This is a genomic window from Mesorhizobium sp. M0621, from assembly GCF_040320745.1.
In the GTDB taxonomy this organism is placed as follows: domain Bacteria; phylum Pseudomonadota; class Alphaproteobacteria; order Rhizobiales; family Rhizobiaceae; genus Mesorhizobium.
Genome location: NZ_JAMYQF010000037.1, coordinates 1 through 18,258 on the forward strand (window position 1 = coordinate 1; position 18,258 = coordinate 18,258).

Below are 18,258 nucleotides of genomic sequence, written 5' to 3' on the forward strand. Positions count from 1 at the left end.
AGATTCTCGGCGGCAATGCCGGAGAGTGCGACGCCTCGAACCTCGTAGCCCGCCGCTGCCCAGGCCTGGCGCGCGACACCCAGCATGGCGCTCTTTCCCGTCCCGGCAAAGCCGACAACGACACCAAGACCGCGACCACCGGTGATATGCGCCAGTGCATCGCTTTGCTCAACCGAAAGGACAAGCCCGCGTTGCGCAGCCCCCGCCAGCGCTGCCTCACGATGTGCGTTGCTCACCGCGTGTCGATCGTCCAGATCGATATGCTCCGCAGCGTGATGCAGGCGCTGTTCGGTCTCGATCATCTGCCGGGTGGTGAAACGGTCTTCGCCGCGTCCGTCCTTGCCGAGTTCGACCAGATCGGGTCCGTTGCTGATGGACGCCACCACCTGGTTGAACTGCTCCATCCCATCGCTGTGCCGATGCGAGAACTTCGCGATGTCTTTTCGGGTGAATGTCGATTGCTGATGGGTGATGGCATCGAGCGCCACGGATGGGTCGGCAATGATGCGCGCGCCATTGTTGCGCGCGATCTCGCGATGCAGTTCGGCGCGATCTGCTTCGCTGTCGCCAGCAGCAAGGCCACTGCCCTCGATGCGCTGGGCTGGCGCACCAATCTGCGTCTGCGGCTCCAGCGCAATGCCCTGCGCTTCCAGACTGCGATGATCGATGCGGGCATCGATGTCGAGTTCGGCCAGGCGTTCATTGGCCAGCTCCGCCCATCGCTCGCGCCAGCGCTCGACCAGCTGGGTAGCATTCCAGTCTCGAACCTTCGCGCCAAAGCCGTTCTCGTCCACGGACCGCATGGTGAGCATGACATGGGCATGCGGCTTGGGACTGCCATCCTCTGCCCTGTCCCAATGCACATTGAGATCGGCGACCATGCCCTTGATGACAAACTCGGCCTGGACGAAGTCGCGCGCCAGTTCGATGCCTTGCGGCTGGTTGAGCTCGCGCGGCAAGGCAAACTCGACCTCGCGGGCAAGCTGCGCATCCTTGCGCACCTCGAACGCCTCGACGTCGTTCCACAGCCGTTCGCGGTCACTCCAGGCCTCCGGCGCATCCTCCGGCAACATCACCTCGGAATGAACGACACCGCGCTTGGCGGAGAAATCATGCGTGCGTTCGATCCGCTCGTCGCGCAGCCGCGAAGCCGAGCGGTAGGCGGCTGACGCCACAGCGCTTGAGCCTGCCTTGCGGCCAATGACCTTGACGTGAAGATGATAGATCGCCATCGCGACAGGATCATTTGCACGTCAAAGCGCACGTCGGCACGACGTATAAGCGCGCCCTCCCTCGAAAAAATCTCGGGATGGACCAGCCCGTCCCGGGCTGTCTCGGCAAGCCTGAAGCCTTCCGGCAAGCTCTCGCCTATCATCGCCACATCGACGACCGATGGAGACAGCCATGCGCAAACCACGAGACTTCGACGCCGAACTGAAGGCGCTGGAAGACAAGGCGCGGGAGCTCAAAACGCGAAAGGTGCAGCAGCTTGGCGAGCTGGTGATCGCCACCGGCGCCGATCAACTCAGCACCGACGAACTGGCCGGCGCACTGGTCGCAATAACTGAGACGAAAGAGACCTCAAAGCGTGAGGCATGGGCCAAGCGTGGAGTGATGTTTTTCGAGAACAGGTCCCGGCGAGCTGCTCCGGCATCTCAGCGCAACCTACGCGGCGCTTCGGCGCAACCGGGCGGCCCACAATCGCCGGCAAGCGGCACAGGCTCGCAATGACATGCGCACGTGGCAGGTCGAGCGACGCCAGCGCACCCGACATCTGATCGAACTCGGCGGCCTCGTCGTCAAGGCAGGCATCGTTGAGCTGACCAATGACGACCGCGCAATCATATATGGCGCGCTGCTCTGGATCGCCGCCAAACTGCAGAGCGATGAAGGCGAGCATGCGCGCGACCTGTGGAATGCGAAAGGGAAGCTGGCGTTTGCATCGGAATGGCATGAAGACAAAGGGGGCAAGCGAACATAGCGGTGGTCAGCGAGCGGCGGACGATCCAGGCCGCCCATTAAGTCACACTCGGCCAACAACCACTTCAGTCTGAATGGGTATTATACACGGTCGAGCGGAGCTGATGGGATGTGATCGCCACTATTGCTGCAGTTGGCAGCTTTGCGAGCCGGCGGCCCTGCTCTGCACAGGCGGCAATGGCGGGGAAGCGAGGGGAAGTTCCTCGCTTCCCAACGGATCGAAAAGGGTATCCACAGTCGATCAGAATGATCAAAGCGAAGCTTACTCTTATAATGTTGCGCAAAAGACGTGGATTTTACAACGAGATGTACTATTTGCCTCGTTTGCGGGACGGGGGAATCAAACGTCGCTCAATTCGTCCGATACAATTAGAGGAAATTATATGACCACTGCTCTCGAACAAGACGGTCAACTGGATACCGTGTCGATAGCGGCCGACATCGTCGCCGCCTATGTGTCGAACAATCCACTGCCGGTCGGCGAGTTGCCGAAGTTGATCGGCGATATTCATGCTGCTTTGAGAGGCATCGGCACGCCGGCGGTAGAACCCGTGGTCAAGCAGGAACCGGCAGTATCGATCAGGAAGTCGGTGACGCCGGACTTCATCATCTGTCTGGAAGACGGAAAAAAATTCAAATCGCTCAAGCGGCATCTTCAGCAGTTTAATCTGACCCCCGACGAATATCGGCAGAAATGGAACCTGCCCTCCGACTATCCGATGGTGGCGCCGAATTACGCGGCCACCCGTTCGGCCCTGGCGAAATCAATAGGGCTCGGGCGCAAGGCGGCTCCGCCCATTCCTGCCGCTGCGGAAAAGCCAAAACGGGCTGCTCGTGCGGCAGCAGCGACGACGACTGCGGCAGCCATCAAGTCGCCGCTGAAGAAGACGCGCAAGGCACCAGCAAAAGCCTAGAGCTCTGCACCTGGCGGACGTGCCGGGCTGTGTAGGATCTGAACGTGGCAAAGCCCCGCTTTGCGGCGGGGCTTCTTGTTAAGTCGGATCACTCTGCGGTGCGGCGGGACCAGATGAGCGAGAAGTCGCCCTCGGTGTCGGTCTCGACCAGGCTCGCATAGATCGGAGCGGGGAAGCTGGGATCATCGAGCTTGACGGAGTGGTAGTCGCGTCCCTCGCGCGAGGTCTTCTTCCATGCCGCCCCGAACTCGGTGGCGCCAGCGAAGATGCGGAAGTCGGGACCCTTTTCATTGTCGCCGTCGGCCGGAGATAACGTTACCGTCTTGACGTTGAGGTTGAGGGTCTTGACCGAGCCGGAGAAGCCGTTCGCGGTGCGGGAGAAAGTGCCGATCGTAGCCATTGTGGTGGTTCCTTCTGTTTTTCTCGGGCCGCGCCCATCGCGGCCTCGATGGTGGTCGTGAGACCGGAGACGATCGGTCCGCACCCCTGAAGGGGCTGAAACGAAGTGAAAGACGGCGACGCGAGGCTTTCTTGGATCGCGAGGAATGGACGCGCAGCGGACAGGGGAAGGAAACGCAGCGACGTCGTTGCGGGAAGACGATCGAGACTGAGCGCAGCGAAGGCGATCTTCGGTCAGACCCAATCCCTTCGAGGACGCCGTGGGCGTGGCTTGGCGCAAACGGAAGGGAACGCCACGAGGCTACGATGGATCACGGCCAAGTATCGGCCGCGCAGTGACGCTACTCCGTACTGTCAAAGAACTGGCCTCAAACACCGGGAGAGTGTGGTCCCTCCTCCATCGAGTCAAAAAGGCGACAGCCCGACCTCCCTTCATATTTGGGCCAAATCGCCATCGAGTAGCGGACCGCTCCGAAGACGATCGACTGACCGCTAAATGCAGCGACTTCCAAGCCGCCAACCGTGACGATTTCGCATCTCAAGTTTACGGGATGTGCGCCCGGTTGAGAGCGAACGCGTTGACACTGAATCACACCTGTGCTTCGCCGTTGCCTCCCGAACTTGCTGCTGGATATCGACCATCTCCGTGTGCGTGGCCGACAGATCGATCGCGACCCCATCCTTTGCCGTGCTGACATAACGCGAGATGTTCAGGTTGAAGACGTTTACCTCAATCTCGTCCATACTCACGCGCCTAGCATACTGCTCGATGCCCTCTTCTGGGCGCTGTTTCCCGTTAACAAAACGACCATACCAAAGTATGGTGAGCTGCACCCCCCGTAGAATTGCTGCGGGCGTCGAAGTGTCTACTGTCGGCTGTACAATAGCGCTCGGCGTGTGGCGGATTCGGTCGGAGGGGGACTCGGGCCGCAGAGGCCTGAGACTGTCGGGCGATGGGCCCGTTTGCCACGGCGGAGGGATCCGATGACCGGGCGTGCGAAAAAAACGCGCAGAGAGAAAGAATATGACCCAGTCGTTTCGGATCGTCGGCGAGGAACACGTTCGATTTGTGTGTGGGGACGTCGAAGTCGCCCGCCACTGCGATGCGACGGGCACAGCTTCAGTGCTGATCGTCTCAGCTGCCGCCGAACGTATGGCTTCTGCCCTCTCCCGGCACTTCGCCCACGAATTTGCCTTGCGCGACGAGCTTGACCCCGCCTGGGCCGTGCGGCCGCTCGCGCTCGATCACGCCCACGGATCGACCGCGCTGGTGCTCGAAGACCTCGGCGGCGACTTCCTCGCCCGCTTGATCGACGGCCCGATGGAGACGGGGCGCTTTCTGACGCTCGCGGTCGGGGCGGCGCGGGCGCTCGGCGGAGTCCACCATCACGGGCTGATCCACAAGGACGTGAAGCCAGCGAAGATCGTCGTCACCGCGGAGGGAGAGGTCCGCCTCACCGGATTCGGGATCGCCTCGCGGCTCGGTCGCGAGCGGCAGGCGCCGTCGCCGCCCGAGACCATCGACGGCACGCTCGCCTACATGGCGCCAGAGCAGACCGGCCGGATGAACCGGTCGATCGACACGCGCAGCGACCTTTATTCGCTCGGGGTCACATTCTACCAGATGGTCACCGGTGAACTGCCCTTCGTGGCGCCGGACCCCATGGAGCTGGTGCACTGCCACATCGCGCGACGGCCTGTGGTGCCGCACATGCGGGTGGCGACCATTCCGTCGATGGTCTCGGCCATCATCACCAAGCTCCTCGCCAAGACGCCGGAGGACCGCTACCAGACGGCCCTCGGGCTCGAGCGCGATCTCCTGCGGTGCCTCGCGGACTGGACCGCTACGGGCCGCGTCAAGTCATTCTCGCTCGGTGTGCACGATATCCCCAACAGGCTGTTGATCCCGGAGAAGCTCTACGGCCGCGAACGGGAGAGCGAGGTCGTCATCTCCTCATTCGAGCGCGTCGTCCGCACCGGGCATCCCGTGCTGTTGCTGGTCGCGGGCTACTCCGGCACGGGCAAGTCAGCCGTCGTGCACGAACTGCACAAGGCGCTAGTGCCGCCACGGGCGTTCTTCTCGTCCGGCAAGTTCGACCAGAACCAGCGCGATAGTCCCTACGGCACGCTGGTGCAGGCATTTCGGCAACTGGTCCGCCCGCTGCTTGGCAAGAGCGACGAGGAGCTGGCGTGTTGGCGCCAGGCCTTTCTCGATGTGCTCGGCCCGAACGGCCGGCTGATGACAGACCTGATCCCGGAGCTAAAGCTCATCATCGGCGAGCAGCCGCAGGCACCCGAGCTTTCGCTTCAGCAGGCACAGGCGCGATTCCAGCTTGTCTTTCAGCGGTTCATCGGCGTCTTCGCGCAGCCGGAGCACCCCCTGGCGCTGTTCCTCGACGATCTCCAGTGGCTCGACATGGAAACGCTTGATCTCATCGAGGATATCCTCACAAGATCGCAGCTGAAGCATCTCCTGTTGATCGGCGCGTATCGCGACAACGAAGTCTCGGCCAGCCATCCGCTGATGCAGAAGCTGGCGGCGATCAAGGCGGGGGGCGGGAGAGTGACCGAGCTCGCGCTGGCCCCGCTCGGCCGGCCGCAGCTCACGGAGATGATCTCCGACACGCTGCATAGCCCGCAGCACGACTGCGCGCCGCTCGCCGAACTCGTCCATGAGAAGACCGACGGCAATCCGTTCTTCGTGATCCAATTCCTCTCGATGCTTGCCGAGAACAGCTTGTTAGCGTTCGATCACGAGCGGTCGCGCTGGGTGTGGGACGTCACGCGGATCAAGGCGCAGGGCTACACCGAGAATATCGTCGATCTGATGGTCGAGAAGCTCGGCCGGCTGCCGAAGGACACCCAAGCTGCGTTGCAGGAGCTGTCGTGCATCGGCAACGGTGCTGATATGGCGACGCTGTCGCTGCTGCTCGGCGCCGATGCGGAGCGGATCGACGCGATCCTCTGGCCGGCCCGGCGTCTCGATCTGATCCAGCGCACAGCGACCGGCTATCGCTTTACGCACGACCGGGTGCAGGAGGCGGCCTATCTCCTCCTCCCAGAAGCCGAGCGCGCAGCGGCGCATCTTCGGATCGGCCGGCTTATGGCGGGCGCCGCCCCCGTCGAGGGGCGCGAAGAGGCGATCTTCGACATCGTCAACCAGCTCAATCGTGGTGCGGGGCTGATCACCGCCGACGCCGAGCGCCAGCGCGTCGTCGAGCTGAACCTCGTCGCCGGGAAACGTACCACGGCAGCGGCGGCCTATGCCTCGGCGCACGCCTATTTCGAGACCGGCGTTGGCCTGCTGACCGTGGACGATTGGACAGTCCGACCGGATCTAGCCTTCGAGCTCACGCTTCATCTCGCCGAATGCGAGTTCGTAACGGGCAACCCATCGCTCGCCGAGGAGCGGCTGGTGGCCCTCCTTCCGCGGGCCACCGGCCTCTCCGATCTCGCGGCGCTGACGCGCCTGCGCGGCGAGATCTTCGTCACTTTGAACCAGCAGAGCGCGGCGGTGGAGGTCGCGCTCGACTATCTGAGGCACGTCGGGATCGACTGGTCGGCGCATCCGACGAAAGCAGAAGTCGAGACGGAATACCGGAGGCTGCGCGATGCGCTCGGCGACCGGCCGATCGATTCCTTGCGCCACCTGCCACCGATGACGGATCCGGTCGCCCGGCCGACGATGGAGGTCCTTCTACAGATGGCGTCGCCGTCGGTCCCGACGGACGCCAACCTCCTTTGTCTGGTCGCGTGCCGGATGGCCAATCTCACCCTCGAATACGGCAGGAGCGACATCTCGGCGGCAGCCTATGTCTGGTCCGGCATGGTCCTCGGGCCTTATCTCGGCGACTACAAGGCCGGCTTCGAGGTCGCGAGCCTGGGGCTCGACCTCGTCGAGCGGAGCGGGCTGGCGCGGTTCCGCGGGCGGGCCAACATGCTGTTCGGCGCGCACGTCAGCCCTTGGACGCGGCCGATGCGCGATGGCCGCGTGCTCTTGCGGCGTGCCTTCGAGCAGGCCAACGATGTCGGCGACGTCATCTTCGCCGGGTTCAGCTGCGCCAACCTGCTGTCCAACCTCTTGGCGTCTGGACACGACCTCGAAGCCGCTCAGCGGGAGGCGGAGGACGGCCTGCGGTTCGCACGGGACCACCAGTTCAGCTACGTCGTCGACCTGATGACGCCGCAACTCCAGCTGATCCGCGCGCTGCGCGGGGCGCTGCCGGCGCTCGGCCGTTTCGAGGCGGACGTTTTCAGCGAGGACGCGTTCGAGCGTCGGACGCGATCGCTGCCCATCGCGAACTGCTGGTACTGGATCCGTAAGCTGCAGCTCGGCGTCTTTGCGCGGGAGCATGCGTCGGCGATCGAGGGCGCGGCGAAGGCTGAGCCGCTTCTCTGGACGTCGGCGTCCTCGCTCGAGATCGTAGAATATCACTTCTATGCGGCGCTCGCGCGGGCCGGACTTTGCGACGACGCCGGGCAGGAGGACCGCGCCGTCCACGTGGCGGCGGTCGCCTCCCATCACGGGCGGCTCCTCGAGTGGTCCGATCATGAGCGCGCGAACTTCGAAGACCGCGCCACGCTGGTCGGCGCCGAGATCGCCCGGATCGAGGGCCGGGTCGTCGATGCGATGCGCCTCTATGACCGCGCGATCGACCTCGCCCAGAGCCACGGGATCGTCCATCACCAAGCGCTCGCGAACGAGCTGGCCGCGCGGTTCTACGCGAGCCAAGGGTTTGAGACCATCGCCCGAACCTATCTGCGCGAAGCGCTGCAGCACTATGGTCGCTGGGGAGCCGCCGGCAAGGTTCGCCAGCTCGAGACGACTGCGCCTTATAGCCATGGCGACGGCGACCCCGCCGAACGTCCGACGAGCACGGGGGCGTCTTCGGTCGAAAGCCTGGACCTTGCCACCGTCATCAGGGTGTCTCAGGCCGTCGCAGGCGAAACGGACCTCGACCGACTCATCGACACGTTGATGCGAACCGCGATGGAGCACGCCGGCGGCGAAAAGGCGGTGCTCCTCCTGGTTGACGGGCCAGAGCATCGGGTCGAGGCCCAAGCCTCGGTCGACGCGGACGGGGTGATCGCACGCTCGCGCGACAAGACGGATCTCGTGGTCCCGTTGCCGGATTCAATCCTGCGCTACGTGGCGCGCGTACGCGAAAGCGTGATCCTCGACGATGCGTCGAAGCCCAACACGTTCTCGAACGACATCTATCTCGCCGAGGGCAGCGTGCGCTCGCTTCTGTGCCTGCCTCTCGTCAACCAAAATCGGCTGATTGGCCTCCTTTATCTCGAGAACAACCTCGCTCCGCGGGTGTTCACCAGCAGGAAGGTGGCCGTGCTCAAGCTCCTGTCGGTGCAGGCGGCGATATCGCTCGAGAACGCCCGCCTCTATCGCGACATCGAGGAGCGAGAGTCGAAGATCCGCCGCCTAGTGGAATCCGACATTATCGGCATTCTGATATGGGACCTCGATGGACGCCTGATCGAGGCCAACGATGCGTTCTTGACTATGCTGCAATATACCCGTGAGGACCTGCGCACAGGCTTGCGCTGGTTCGACATGACGCCGCCTGAATGGCAAGAGGAACACATTCGGGTCGAGGCGGAGGAATTGAGGACTACGGGCGCGATGCGGGCGCGGGAGAAGGAATTTTTCCGAAAGGACGGCAGTCGCGTGCCCGTCCTGATCGGCGCCGCGGCTTTCGAGACGCAGCCCGACCAAGGGGTCGCCTACATCCTCGACCTGACGGATCTGAAGCGGGCCGAGGCCGAGGCGCGCGAGAACGAGCGGCGCTATCAGGAGGCGCAGATGGAGCTGGTCCACGCCAACCGCGCCTCCACTCTCGGCCAGCTCGCCGCCTCGATCGCGCACGAGGTCAACCAGCCGATCGCCGCGATCGTCACCAACGCACAGGTTTCGCTCCGCGAGATCCGGGGGGGCGCGCCGGATCTCGCGGAGGTCACGAGAGTGTTCGATAAGATCGTCAAGGACGGCCTCCGTGCCGGCGCAGTCGTCGGCCGCATTCGCAACCTCATCCGCAAGTCTCCACCGATCGAGGACGCCCTGCAGATCAACGCCCCTGTGCGGGAGGTGATCGAGCTGACGCGCGACGAGCTGAACAGGCATTCGATCACGGTCGTGACCCGCTTTGCCGAGGACCTGCCCAACGTCATCGGCGACCGCGTGCAGATCCAGCAGGTTATGCTCAACCTCATCATCAACGCCGTGGAGGCGATGAGCAGCGACGACGCGACCTCACGCGAGCTCCTGGTGAGCACGGGACTGACCGCGGCAAGCGATGTGCAAGTGACCGTCGCAGACACCGGCCCGGGCCTCGCGCCGGACATCGACGGCAGAGAGTTCGACGCCTTCGCCACGACGAAGGCCGCCGGCCTCGGCATGGGGCTGTCGATCTGCCGGTCGATCATCGAGGCGCACGGCGGGCGGATCTCGGCCAGTTGCAACATGCCGCGCGGTGCGGTGTTCGTGTTCACGCTGCCCGCCGTGAGCGACGCAGAGCTCAGGGAGGCGTCGCCAGCGCCTGCTCGATAAACCCGGTTAACACCTCCGCGTCGAACGGTTTGCTGATGAAGCAAACGGCGCCGGCGGCCATCGCCCGTGCTCGCACCTTGTCCTCCGGATAGGCGGTCATGAAGATGATCGGGATCCGGTACCCCTTCTCGATGAGGTGGGCCTGCAGGTCGAGGCCGCTCATGCCGGCCATCCTGACGTCGGAGATCAGGCAGCGCGTGTCGTCGACGGCGGCCGAGCACAGATAGTCCTCGCCCGAGGCGAAGCTCTCGACCGGATAGCCCGCCTGACGCAGCAGCTTGCTGGTCGCGCTGCGGACGGAGTCGTCGTCGTCGACGATCGATATGAGACCCTGATGAAGCACGTCGTGGACCTAGTTTATCGCATCGCCATACGCACGATCCGCGTCTTTAGGCGGAACTGCACGGCAAGTGCTGCATTCGCAGCGTGTCTTCGCGGATCAGATCCAGGCTGTCGACCATTCGCACGAGCTCGGCAAGGGAGTGCGCGCTCATCTTCCGCATCGCCTGCCCCCGGTGCATCTTGATCGTCGCCGCAGCGATCCCAAGCTCCCACGATCTGCTTGTTCATCAAGCTGTCGGTGGCAAGGAGCATGACCTCGCGCTCCCGACCGGTCAACGACTGGAAGCGGCTGCGTCGCGCCTTGAGCCCGCTCGCCTCGGCATGGGAGGCGCGGCTGCGCTCGATAACCGCCGCGACTGCGTCGATAAGGTCTTGATCCCGGAACGGTTTGGTCAGGAAGTCCAACGCGCCGCCCTTCATTGCCCGCACGGACATCGGGACGTCGCCATGGCCGGTCATGAATACGATCGGGACCTCGACCCCCAGCCGGTTGAACTCGTTCTGCAGGTCGGGGCCACTGCGGCGGATACTTTTGAGCTGAGCAAACGCCATGCCAACCTTGCTTGAATAGGAATCGGCGGCAGCTCGCCCTCTGAGGGGCCACGGCGAACAGGCATTCTGCCAATTTGGCTCTGGCCGATCGCGAATGGAATCATACATTGGTGTGGTCATTCTCCGGCTTTCATGCGTCCGAGCGCTTGTGCCATGATGACCAGTTCGGCGAGCGTTCTCGCGCCCATCTTCCGCATTACATTACCGCGATGGATCTTCACGGTGATTTCGCTCAGGCCCAGCTTGCCGGCGACCTGCTTGTTCATGAGCCCGGCGGTCACCATCGCCATGACCTCACGCTCGCGGTTGCTGACCCTTCCATAGTTCTCGTCGAGCGCTGATACCGAACTCAGCGCAGCACGTCGTTTCCGGTCGTGCTCGATGGCAATGTTCACCGCGTCGAGCATGTCCTGGTCTCGGAAGGGCTTGGTCAGGAAGTCGACCGCTCCCGCCTTCATCGCCTGTACGGTCATGGGGATGTCGCCATGGCCGGTCATGAATACGACGGGCATCTCGATCCCCGCACTGCTCAACTCGCCCTGGATATCGAGACCGCTAAGTCCCGGCAAACGAACGTCGAGGAGGAGGCAGCTGGGGACATCCGGCAATTTCGCCTTGAGCAGTTCGGCGGCCGATCCGAACACCATTGCGCTCAGACCCACCGAACGGAACAGGCGGATCAGCGCTTCGCGAAGCGACTCGTCGTCTTCGACGACGACAACGAACGCTTCTTCGGAGGGATCGTGCGCCCGCATCAGACGCCATACCGTATGAAGCTGGAAACCGGTCTGTTCATGCCCAAAGTTCCCCAACAAGATCGTCCGTTCGCAATACCGTGATCGGCCGCGATGAACGCCGGTATTATCCTAACACGAACAGTCCGGCGGGCGCCGGCTAGAGAGTGCATAATACCCTACGCCTCTCAGGCCGTTATGGGCTTGTGGTATCACTAAACTTCTTTAGTAGTTCGGGAATTAAAAGTGCGGGGATAGCTGACTTATGAAGTATCCCTGTATCTCCGTGCATCCGTGTTCACGTAGAAAATCCAGGTCGTCTTTAGTCTCGACGCCCTCTGCCTCTGTCGTCGTGGCGCTGCCATGTAGAACCTGGCCCATAGTGCCTCGTTCGATTCAGAAGAAAACAATGCACCATCAAAGAACGGGATCAAACACCTAGGCACCAGCCCAGGATCAATCTGCCCCGGCGTGCGCGCTGCCGGTTCAGTCGTTGCGGGTAAAGTCTCAGAAAGCGGATCACCATGCAATCCGGTCCCGGCACAATCCGGTCGCCACATCGGTTGCTGGAAAAGCTCTGGGAGGCGCTTAAACCGATCCCCAAGCGCGCCCAGCCAGCTCACGGTCTGATTTCCGGTTGGTTTCACAGTAACGGTCGCGGTCATACCGGAGACCAAGAGAATGCCGTTGGTCACTTCGTCAATGGCTACACGGATCGGAACGCGTTGTGCAAGCTGGACCCACGTGCACACCGGGTTGAAATTCGACACGCCTTTGCGCGTAATGGTAGTAGCTTGGCCTATGATAGGCTCGCCGTAGCTCATCAGCTTCGCAGAAAACCACCGATCGTGTTGGGGAAACCGCCGGCGCCATTCACGCTGCGACAAGAGCTGCAGTGAATACAAACTGCTTGCCGAGCAGATTGATGCCTACACCGAAGCTGGCTGACTGCCGGCGGGCGAGAAAGACCAGGAAATTCAACTTCGCCACGGCTGCTGCGTCCAGCGCAGCGGTCCACGTCTTCGTGGAGGGGATCATCCGCATTGTTCATCCTGCGCCCCTATGCGGAACACTTCTTCCGCCGCGACGAAGTTCAGGCGGGTTCAAGTTTCAGCCTGCAACACCGGCGAACAACTGGGCTCCGTGCCCCAATGGGATCCACGACCTGGAAACGGACTCGAACTCGGCGGTCAGCACAATGCCAATCGTTTCTTGTTACGCCGTCGCTGCCTGAGGTTGTGTCGGCCGCCGTGTCGCCGGCACAAGTAAGGCAAGGGTAAACGCTAAGATCATGGCACAAGCCAGCATGGCCCACGCCTCGTCAATGGCTTGGGTGAGCGCCGCCTTTTGGATAAGTGGCTGCACGATGGCTTCGACGGCGGGGGCGACATGCTTTGAAACGGGGCCAGTCACGAATCCGGGTGGCAGACCGATGAGCGTCGCAATCTTGCTGTCGCCTGCCAGGAGATCCTCGCCAAGGTTTTTCGCAATCGTTGGAGATCGTCCCCAAATGACCGTGTCGATCAACGCCAGGCCGATGGCCCCGCCAAGATTGCGCATGAGATTGAATAAGGCGCTGGCGTCAGGGAGATTTTCTGGTGAAATGTCGCCAAGCGCCAGCCGGGTAGGAGGCAACAGGCATAGCATGATGGCGGATCCACGGATGACCTGTGGCCAAAACATGCCATCGAAGTCTGTCCCGGTTGTAGAGAAAGCACTCATCGCCAGGCCCGAGCCGAAAACCGCGAACCCAAGCATGGATAGAACTTTCGCGGAGGTGCGCGGCTCTAACCAGACGGCGACAGGCGATGTCGCCATTTGCGTGATGCCAGTGACGAGCATGATGAGCCCGATGGTCAGCGAGCCGTGATCGCGTACGAAAGACAGAAAGACCGGCATCAGATAGACCGAGCCGTATAGTCCCATGCCAAAAATGAAGCTCAGTGCGCAGCCGAGGGAAAAGCTCCGGTCGCGGAAGAGGTGCAGGTTCAGGACTGGCGATCGCTGTCTTAGCACGCGGGCTCCCAGGGTAACGCCTGCTCCTAGACTGAGGACCAGCAGGAGCGGGGTAGGTCCTTGGAGCCAGCCGAGGGTTGGCGCCTCCTTCAGCCCGATCTCCAAGGAGGCCAGGCAGGTTGCCATAAGAGCCAGACCCACGACATCCAGAGTGCGTAGCAGCGATCGGTCTAAGTTTTTTTTCGCCAGCATCGTCACGCCCAACGCACAGGCGATGATGCCGGGAGTCACATTGACCAGAAACAGCCAATGCCAAGAGGCCGTCTCTGTAATCCAACCGCCAGCTACCGGGCCGACGCTCGGCGCGAGGACCGCCAGCATTCCAGCGATCATTGTCGCAATCCCCTGGAGATGTATGGGGAACAGCAGGAAAACGGCGGAGAATACGAGCGGGATAAGCATTCCGCCGGAAAAGCCTTGCAATATCCGCCAGGCGATCAGGGTCTCGAATCCATGGCTTGCCGCACAGCCGATCGAGGCAACTGTAAAGACACCGACGCCCGCCGAAAACAGGATGCGCACCCCCAAGGCGCGTGTCAGAAATCCGGTCAGCGGGATCGCTATCACCTCGCTGATTAGATAGGCGGTCTGCACCCAACTCATCCGATCGTCGCCGATGCCAAGAGCAGAGCGGATTGCTGGCAGCGCAGTCGCGACAATCTGCACGTCCAGCACGGCCATGAACATGCCGAGGCACATCGCAGCAAAGCCGACCCATGTTGCGAATTGGACTCGGACCGGTTCGTTGGCGGTCATAATGCGCGACCGACTGGCCTCGGACGCGGACACGCAATGCCAAGAGCAATGTTCTCAGCCGGGATGCGCACAAACAGGATAGCCGCATCCAAAGCGGAAAATATCAGGGCATACCAGCCTAGATGGAAAGCCATCGGCAGCAGTGCAATCTCTGCGACGACCACCAAATAGTTGGGATGCGAAATCACCGCGTACGGTCCGCGCGCAACCAGAGGCGAGTTCGGTAATATGATGATACGTGTCGTCCAGCGTCGTCCCAACGTCGCCAGGATCCAAATCCGAATGGGTTGGACGGCGAGATAGGCGAGCAGGAACCCCACGTCGACGGAACGGCCCGGCGCCAGCCACCACAATCCCCCGAGCCAACTTGCGTGAAGTATAACCAGGAACGGGTAATGAGCGGGCGCCGCTTCCCACGCGCCTTTGTCGAGAAGCCTCTTTGTGTTGTGATGGGACAGGATCAGCTCTCCAAGCCGTTGGAGAGTTACCAATACAAGGACCAGAACCGCTTCCATCGTCATGTCGCCCGCACGAGAGACACACATGATGCGCTGAAGCCCGGTCCCATGGCCAAAAGAGCGGTCCGCTTCGGCAGTCCCTCGGCAACTGCCCTCGCCAGAACAAACAGGACGGTTGGTGCCGACATGTTTCCGAAGTCGCTTAGCACCGTTCTCTCGTGATCAAGCGATCCTTGGTTTAGTTCCAGCGAGCGCTCAATTGCAGTTACCACCTTCGCCCCTCCGGGATGGCAGATGAAGCGTCCGATGTCAGCCGTGCCGAGCCCTATGCGCGCCAAGACACCTTCTACCGCTGGGCCCAAGTTGGTCGCTGCGAAAGCTGGCAGGTCCGTTGCAAGCAGGACGCCAAATCCCACGGGATCCATGTTCCATCCCATGATGCCGAGAGTATCCGGCCAGAGATGTTCGCCTGCGCCGTCGATCATTGCGATGCCTGCCTGACCAGAGCGCAGGACACACGCTGCGGCGCCGTCACCGAAGAGCGCCGTGGAAATCAGGTTGGTCTTGTCAAGAAGGTCCGAACGAAAGGCCAGCGAGCACAGCTCGAGAGACACCATGAGGACTGTCGACCCGGGCCGAGCCGCAGCCATGCGCGAAGCAATGGCCAGGCCGCTCACGCCGCCGGCACAACCAAGGCCGAATACCGGAACGCGTTCGATATCGGGCCGGAATCCCATCTGTCGGTGCACGACCGCGTCCAGGCTCGGTGTCGCAATCCCCGTGGAAGAAATGAAGACAATGATATCCACGTCATTTGCCACGCATCCTGCAGCGTCGAGCGCCTTGTTTGCAGCCTCGACGAACAAACGGCCACCTTCCTCCACGTATACAGCAGTGCGCTCAGGCCAACCCCGCGGTTCGAGATACCAGGCAATTGGGCGCGCGACGTGCCGCTTACGTATGCCAGTGTTAGCGAAGACGCTCGCCATACTCGGTGAGCGCTCGAAAAGATCCGTGAAAAGGAGTTGCGCCATCGCGGCTGCTTCCTCCTGCCCGACCACATACGGTGGAAGCGCCGTGGCCAACGAAAGCAGGCCGACGAGGTGGCTTGCGCCGGAGGCGCCAGCCGAAATATCAACGTCGTGCTGCAAGGGTACGGTGAAGTCAATCCTGTTAAGCATGGCACCATAACGACCCCAGTCGCCAACTGCAGCGCTGAACGTCGCCCTCAATTCGGGTTTGATCACTCAAGCGAAGCCCGGGCATATCTTCGTTATTCTCAATAGATATCTGCGGGCCTTCATAGAAGAGCAATAAATAACCAAATTAGAATATAAATTATACGCTATACCTTGGTTTTAATTTCCAGACAATTGCACAACTAATATATACCTTTGTATGGATTGCCCTCGCGAGCATCTGAGAATTACAGTAACGGCATATCTGCGCCAGCGCTTTGCCTAGCGCGTTGAAGCTGTTTCTGCAGTTGCTGGAAGTCCCACCCGGAGCGCAGCTGCACATAGCCACGTACGACCGATTGGCGATTTCCCACATGTAACTTTCTCCATCAAGGACGAACATCATGCTCAAAACGATCAAGATCCTGGCACTCGCAGCAGCTGTCGGCCTTTCGGGCGCGGGAGCTGCGCAGAGCGCCGACGAACCGATGCCCACGATCGCCCTGGTACACGGTGCCTTCGCAGGATCGTCGAGTTGGAACGGGGTCATCGAAGAGTTGGAAAAGGATCGTTTCCACGTCATAGCGGTCGCCAATCCGCTGCGTGGAGTGGCTAGCGACGGAGCCGCTGTGTCAGCCGTGGTCAAGTCCTTGAAGGGCCCCGTGATCCTGGTCGGTCACTCATATGGCGGTGCAGTGATCACCGAGGCTGCGAACGGCAACGCGAATGTGAAGGCTCTAGTCTATGTGTCGGCATTCGCCCCCGAAACGGGCGAGACGAGTCTCGGCCTGACGGAGAAGTTTCCGGGTAGTACACTTGGCGACACGCTCGCGCCGCCGGTGGCACTGAGCAATGGGGTGACCGATCTCTACATTGAGCAGTCCAAATTCCCTCAGCAATTTGCGGCCGACGTACCGACGGAGCAGGCACGGTTGATGGCTGTGACCCAGCGGCCGGTGGCGCAGGCAGCTCTGACCGAGCCCTCGGGTGTGGCTGCCTGGAAGGCAGTGCCCTCATACTGGATCTACGGCACGGCTGACCGGAACATCCCGCCGGCCGCGATGGAGTTCATGGCCGATCGGGCCAAGTCGCGGGCCACGGTGGCCATTGACGGCGCTTCCCATGTCGTCATGGTGTCCCATCCAAAACAGGTGGCTTCACTGATCAGGGTTGCGGCCAGCGCAAAATAGCCGCTGGCCGATGGCGGGGAGCGAGCCGGGCGTCACGTCGGCCGGAGCTGCCCCAACGCCCATTCCGCATCAGTCGAGCGCGGGCGGTTCTAGGACATACGGTAAAGTTATGAATAAGGATAATGACTATGACATCGAGCACACCTCACCTCAGCGGCCTCCAATGGGATGTGCTGACCGTCACGCGGCCGGGGCTTACCCGGGATCTGCCGCCGGGCAAGGAGAACCTGGCGTGGGTGGCAAACTCCTCGACGCTGATCCACGGCACGCGCGACGCGGTCCTGGTGGATACGTTCCTGACAGTAGAGCAGTCACGCACGCTGGTGGACTGGGTTGCTGTCAGCGGCAAGAAGCTCATCACCATCTATGTGACGCATGGTCACGGGGACCACTTTTTCGGCTTGGCGGCATTGCTGGGACACTTCCCGGAAGCACGCGCCGTCGCCGCGCCAGAGGTGGTTGGGGCCATGCGCAGCCAGTTGACCGAGGCGTGGCAGAAAGACTTCTGGCGCCGCCTCTTCCCCAACCAAATTCCGGAGCATCTGCGCGTCGCCGATCCGCTTGAGAGCGGCACGATAGACTTGGAGGGCCACGAGCTGGATGTTGTTGACACCGGCCGCACGGACACCGCCCATTCCACCGTCCTGCATGTGCCGTCTTTGGGCCTGATCGTCGGCGGCGATGTGGTCTACAACGGCATCCACCCGTATCTCGGCGAGACCAATACCGAAAGCAGGCTCGAATGGATTGCAACGCTGGACAGACTGGCTGCCCTGAAGCCGAAGGCGGTGATCGCCGGCCACAAGGTGCCGGCGAACAGGGACGACCCAGGCATCGTTGGCGAAACGCAACAATATCTGCGCGATTTCAACCGCCTCGACGCAATCACGTCCAACGCTCGAGAACTCTATGACGCGATGCTGGCGCTATATCCGGGTCACGCAAATCCCGGTTCGCTGTGGGGCGGTGCAAACAGGGCCAAGCAGCGCAGCTAGGGATAGACGGGCGACGCCACTTTCCGCGGGCATTGACTCGCCGGGGCTTTCAGCGTTCCAGAGTTTCCCAATCGCGTGCGCCCCGCACGAGCGAACATCAGAGTTAACGTCGATAACGCGCACGCGCCTGGAAACTCTGTATGGCGCCAGCACGTCGCTCGGGCTGACGAGACAAAGCAAAC

General features: G+C 61.9%; 16 protein-coding genes. 6 read left to right on the forward strand and 10 right to left on the reverse strand.

Features of this window, described 5'->3' with window-relative positions; translation table 11 throughout:
• Positions 1–1,232, reverse strand: a 1,232-nt coding sequence (mobQ, locus tag NKI38_RS22540) for a MobQ family relaxase (protein ID WP_352660838.1), incomplete at its 3' end; no start/stop codon positions are given.
• Between the two features lie 172 nt (positions 1,233–1,404).
• Between mobQ and NKI38_RS22545 the strand changes: the two genes are divergently transcribed.
• The 3 genes from NKI38_RS22545 to NKI38_RS22555 all read left to right on the forward strand — a co-directional run bounded on the left by NKI38_RS22545 (position 1,405) and on the right by NKI38_RS22555 (position 2,894).
• Positions 1,405–1,731, forward strand: a complete 327-nt coding sequence (locus tag NKI38_RS22545; protein WP_352660840.1) for a conjugal transfer protein TraD — start codon at positions 1,405–1,407, stop codon at positions 1,729–1,731.
• Position 1,732: 1 nt separating this feature from the next.
• The gene (locus NKI38_RS22550) at positions 1,733–1,981 is read left to right on the forward strand and encodes a conjugal transfer protein TraD (protein WP_352660842.1); all 249 of its coding nucleotides are present in this window, start codon (positions 1,733–1,735) and stop codon (positions 1,979–1,981) included.
• Positions 1,982–2,363: 382 nt separating this feature from the next.
• Positions 2,364–2,894 (forward strand): Ros/MucR family transcriptional regulator, encoded by a 531-nt coding sequence (locus tag NKI38_RS22555; RefSeq protein ID WP_352660845.1) that lies wholly within the window; start codon positions 2,364–2,366, stop codon positions 2,892–2,894.
• Between the two features lie 88 nt (positions 2,895–2,982).
• On the opposite strand, the gene NKI38_RS22560 is transcribed toward NKI38_RS22555, so the two are convergent.
• Positions 2,983–3,294, reverse strand: coding sequence for a DUF736 domain-containing protein (locus NKI38_RS22560; RefSeq protein WP_027043682.1), 312 nt, complete (start codon positions 3,292–3,294; stop codon positions 2,983–2,985).
• A 1,023-nt stretch (positions 3,295–4,317) separates the two neighbouring features.
• On the opposite strand from NKI38_RS22560, the gene NKI38_RS22565 reads away from it, so the two are divergent.
• Positions 4,318–9,855, forward strand: a complete 5,538-nt coding sequence (locus NKI38_RS22565; protein ID WP_352660849.1) for a trifunctional serine/threonine-protein kinase/ATP-binding protein/sensor histidine kinase — start codon at positions 4,318–4,320, stop codon at positions 9,853–9,855.
• Here the strand turns inward: NKI38_RS22565 and NKI38_RS22570 are convergent.
• The 8 genes from NKI38_RS22570 to NKI38_RS22605 all read right to left on the reverse strand — a co-directional run bounded on the left by NKI38_RS22570 (position 9,824) and on the right by NKI38_RS22605 (position 15,960).
• Positions 9,824–10,198, reverse strand: a complete 375-nt coding sequence (locus tag NKI38_RS22570) for a response regulator transcription factor (protein ID WP_027043684.1) — start codon at positions 10,196–10,198, stop codon at positions 9,824–9,826. The genes NKI38_RS22565 and NKI38_RS22570 overlap by 32 nt on opposite strands.
• A 14-nt stretch (positions 10,199–10,212) precedes the next feature.
• The gene (locus NKI38_RS33545; protein WP_502899354.1) at positions 10,213–10,749 is read right to left on the reverse strand and encodes a response regulator transcription factor; all 537 of its coding nucleotides are present in this window, start codon (positions 10,747–10,749) and stop codon (positions 10,213–10,215) included.
• 116 nt (positions 10,750–10,865) lie between these two features.
• Positions 10,866–11,504 (reverse strand): response regulator transcription factor, encoded by a 639-nt coding sequence (locus NKI38_RS22585; RefSeq protein WP_352660852.1) that lies wholly within the window; start codon positions 11,502–11,504, stop codon positions 10,866–10,868.
• A gap of 242 nt (positions 11,505–11,746) precedes the next feature.
• Positions 11,747–12,307, reverse strand: coding sequence for a hypothetical protein (locus NKI38_RS33550; RefSeq protein WP_502899355.1), 561 nt, complete (start codon positions 12,305–12,307; stop codon positions 11,747–11,749).
• A 49-nt stretch (positions 12,308–12,356) separates the two neighbouring features.
• Positions 12,357–12,527, reverse strand: a complete 171-nt coding sequence (locus NKI38_RS22590) for a hypothetical protein (RefSeq protein WP_352660855.1) — start codon at positions 12,525–12,527, stop codon at positions 12,357–12,359.
• 171 nt (positions 12,528–12,698) lie between these two features.
• Positions 12,699–14,255: a DHA2 family efflux MFS transporter permease subunit gene (locus tag NKI38_RS22595; RefSeq protein WP_352660858.1), complete on the reverse strand. Its 1,557-nt coding sequence runs from the start codon at positions 14,253–14,255 to the stop codon at positions 12,699–12,701.
• The gene (locus NKI38_RS22600; protein WP_352660861.1) at positions 14,252–14,776 is read right to left on the reverse strand and encodes an isoprenylcysteine carboxyl methyltransferase family protein; all 525 of its coding nucleotides are present in this window, start codon (positions 14,774–14,776) and stop codon (positions 14,252–14,254) included. The genes NKI38_RS22595 and NKI38_RS22600 overlap by 4 nt, the downstream gene beginning before the upstream one ends.
• A complete protein-coding gene (locus NKI38_RS22605) occupies positions 14,773–15,960 on the reverse strand; it encodes a type III polyketide synthase (protein WP_352660864.1) in 1,188 nt (395 codons plus the stop codon). Before NKI38_RS22605 ends, NKI38_RS22600 begins: the two co-directional genes overlap by 4 nt.
• A 335-nt stretch (positions 15,961–16,295) precedes the next feature.
• Here NKI38_RS22605 and NKI38_RS22610 point away from each other — a divergent pair, with 335 nt between their 5' ends.
• The gene (locus NKI38_RS22610; protein ID WP_352660867.1) at positions 16,296–17,081 is read left to right on the forward strand and encodes an alpha/beta fold hydrolase; all 786 of its coding nucleotides are present in this window, start codon (positions 16,296–16,298) and stop codon (positions 17,079–17,081) included.
• A gap of 128 nt (positions 17,082–17,209) precedes the next feature.
• Positions 17,210–18,076, forward strand: a complete 867-nt coding sequence (locus NKI38_RS22615) for an MBL fold metallo-hydrolase (RefSeq protein WP_352660870.1) — start codon at positions 17,210–17,212, stop codon at positions 18,074–18,076.
• The last annotated feature ends 182 nt before the right edge of the window (positions 18,077–18,258 follow it).

Bases quoted from the DNA above. Each gene is read 5' to 3' on its own strand.
- NKI38_RS22545 (WP_352660840.1), top strand. From the start codon at position 1,405: ATGCGCAAACCACGAGACTTCGACGCCGAACTGAAGGCGCTGGAAGAC.
- NKI38_RS22550 (WP_352660842.1), top strand. From the start codon at position 1,733: ATGCGCACGTGGCAGGTCGAGCGACGCCAGCGCACCCGACATCTGATC.
- NKI38_RS22555 (WP_352660845.1), top strand. From the start codon at position 2,364: ATGACCACTGCTCTCGAACAAGACGGTCAACTGGATACCGTGTCGATA.
- NKI38_RS22560 (WP_027043682.1), bottom strand. From the start codon at position 3,294: ATGGCTACGATCGGCACTTTCTCCCGCACCGCGAACGGCTTCTCCGGC.
- NKI38_RS22565 (WP_352660849.1), top strand. From the start codon at position 4,318: ATGACCCAGTCGTTTCGGATCGTCGGCGAGGAACACGTTCGATTTGTG.
- NKI38_RS33545 (WP_502899354.1), bottom strand. From the start codon at position 10,749: ATGGCGTTTGCTCAGCTCAAAAGTATCCGCCGCAGTGGCCCCGACCTG.
- NKI38_RS22585 (WP_352660852.1), bottom strand. From the start codon at position 11,504: ATGCGGGCGCACGATCCCTCCGAAGAAGCGTTCGTTGTCGTCGTCGAA.
- NKI38_RS33550 (WP_502899355.1), bottom strand. From the start codon at position 12,307: ATGAGCTACGGCGAGCCTATCATAGGCCAAGCTACTACCATTACGCGC.
- NKI38_RS22590 (WP_352660855.1), bottom strand. From the start codon at position 12,527: ATGCGGATGATCCCCTCCACGAAGACGTGGACCGCTGCGCTGGACGCA.
- NKI38_RS22595 (WP_352660858.1), bottom strand. From the start codon at position 14,255: ATGACCGCCAACGAACCGGTCCGAGTCCAATTCGCAACATGGGTCGGC.
- NKI38_RS22600 (WP_352660861.1), bottom strand. From the start codon at position 14,776: ATGACGATGGAAGCGGTTCTGGTCCTTGTATTGGTAACTCTCCAACGG.
- NKI38_RS22610 (WP_352660867.1), top strand. From the start codon at position 16,296: ATGCTCAAAACGATCAAGATCCTGGCACTCGCAGCAGCTGTCGGCCTT.
- NKI38_RS22615 (WP_352660870.1), top strand. From the start codon at position 17,210: ATGACATCGAGCACACCTCACCTCAGCGGCCTCCAATGGGATGTGCTG.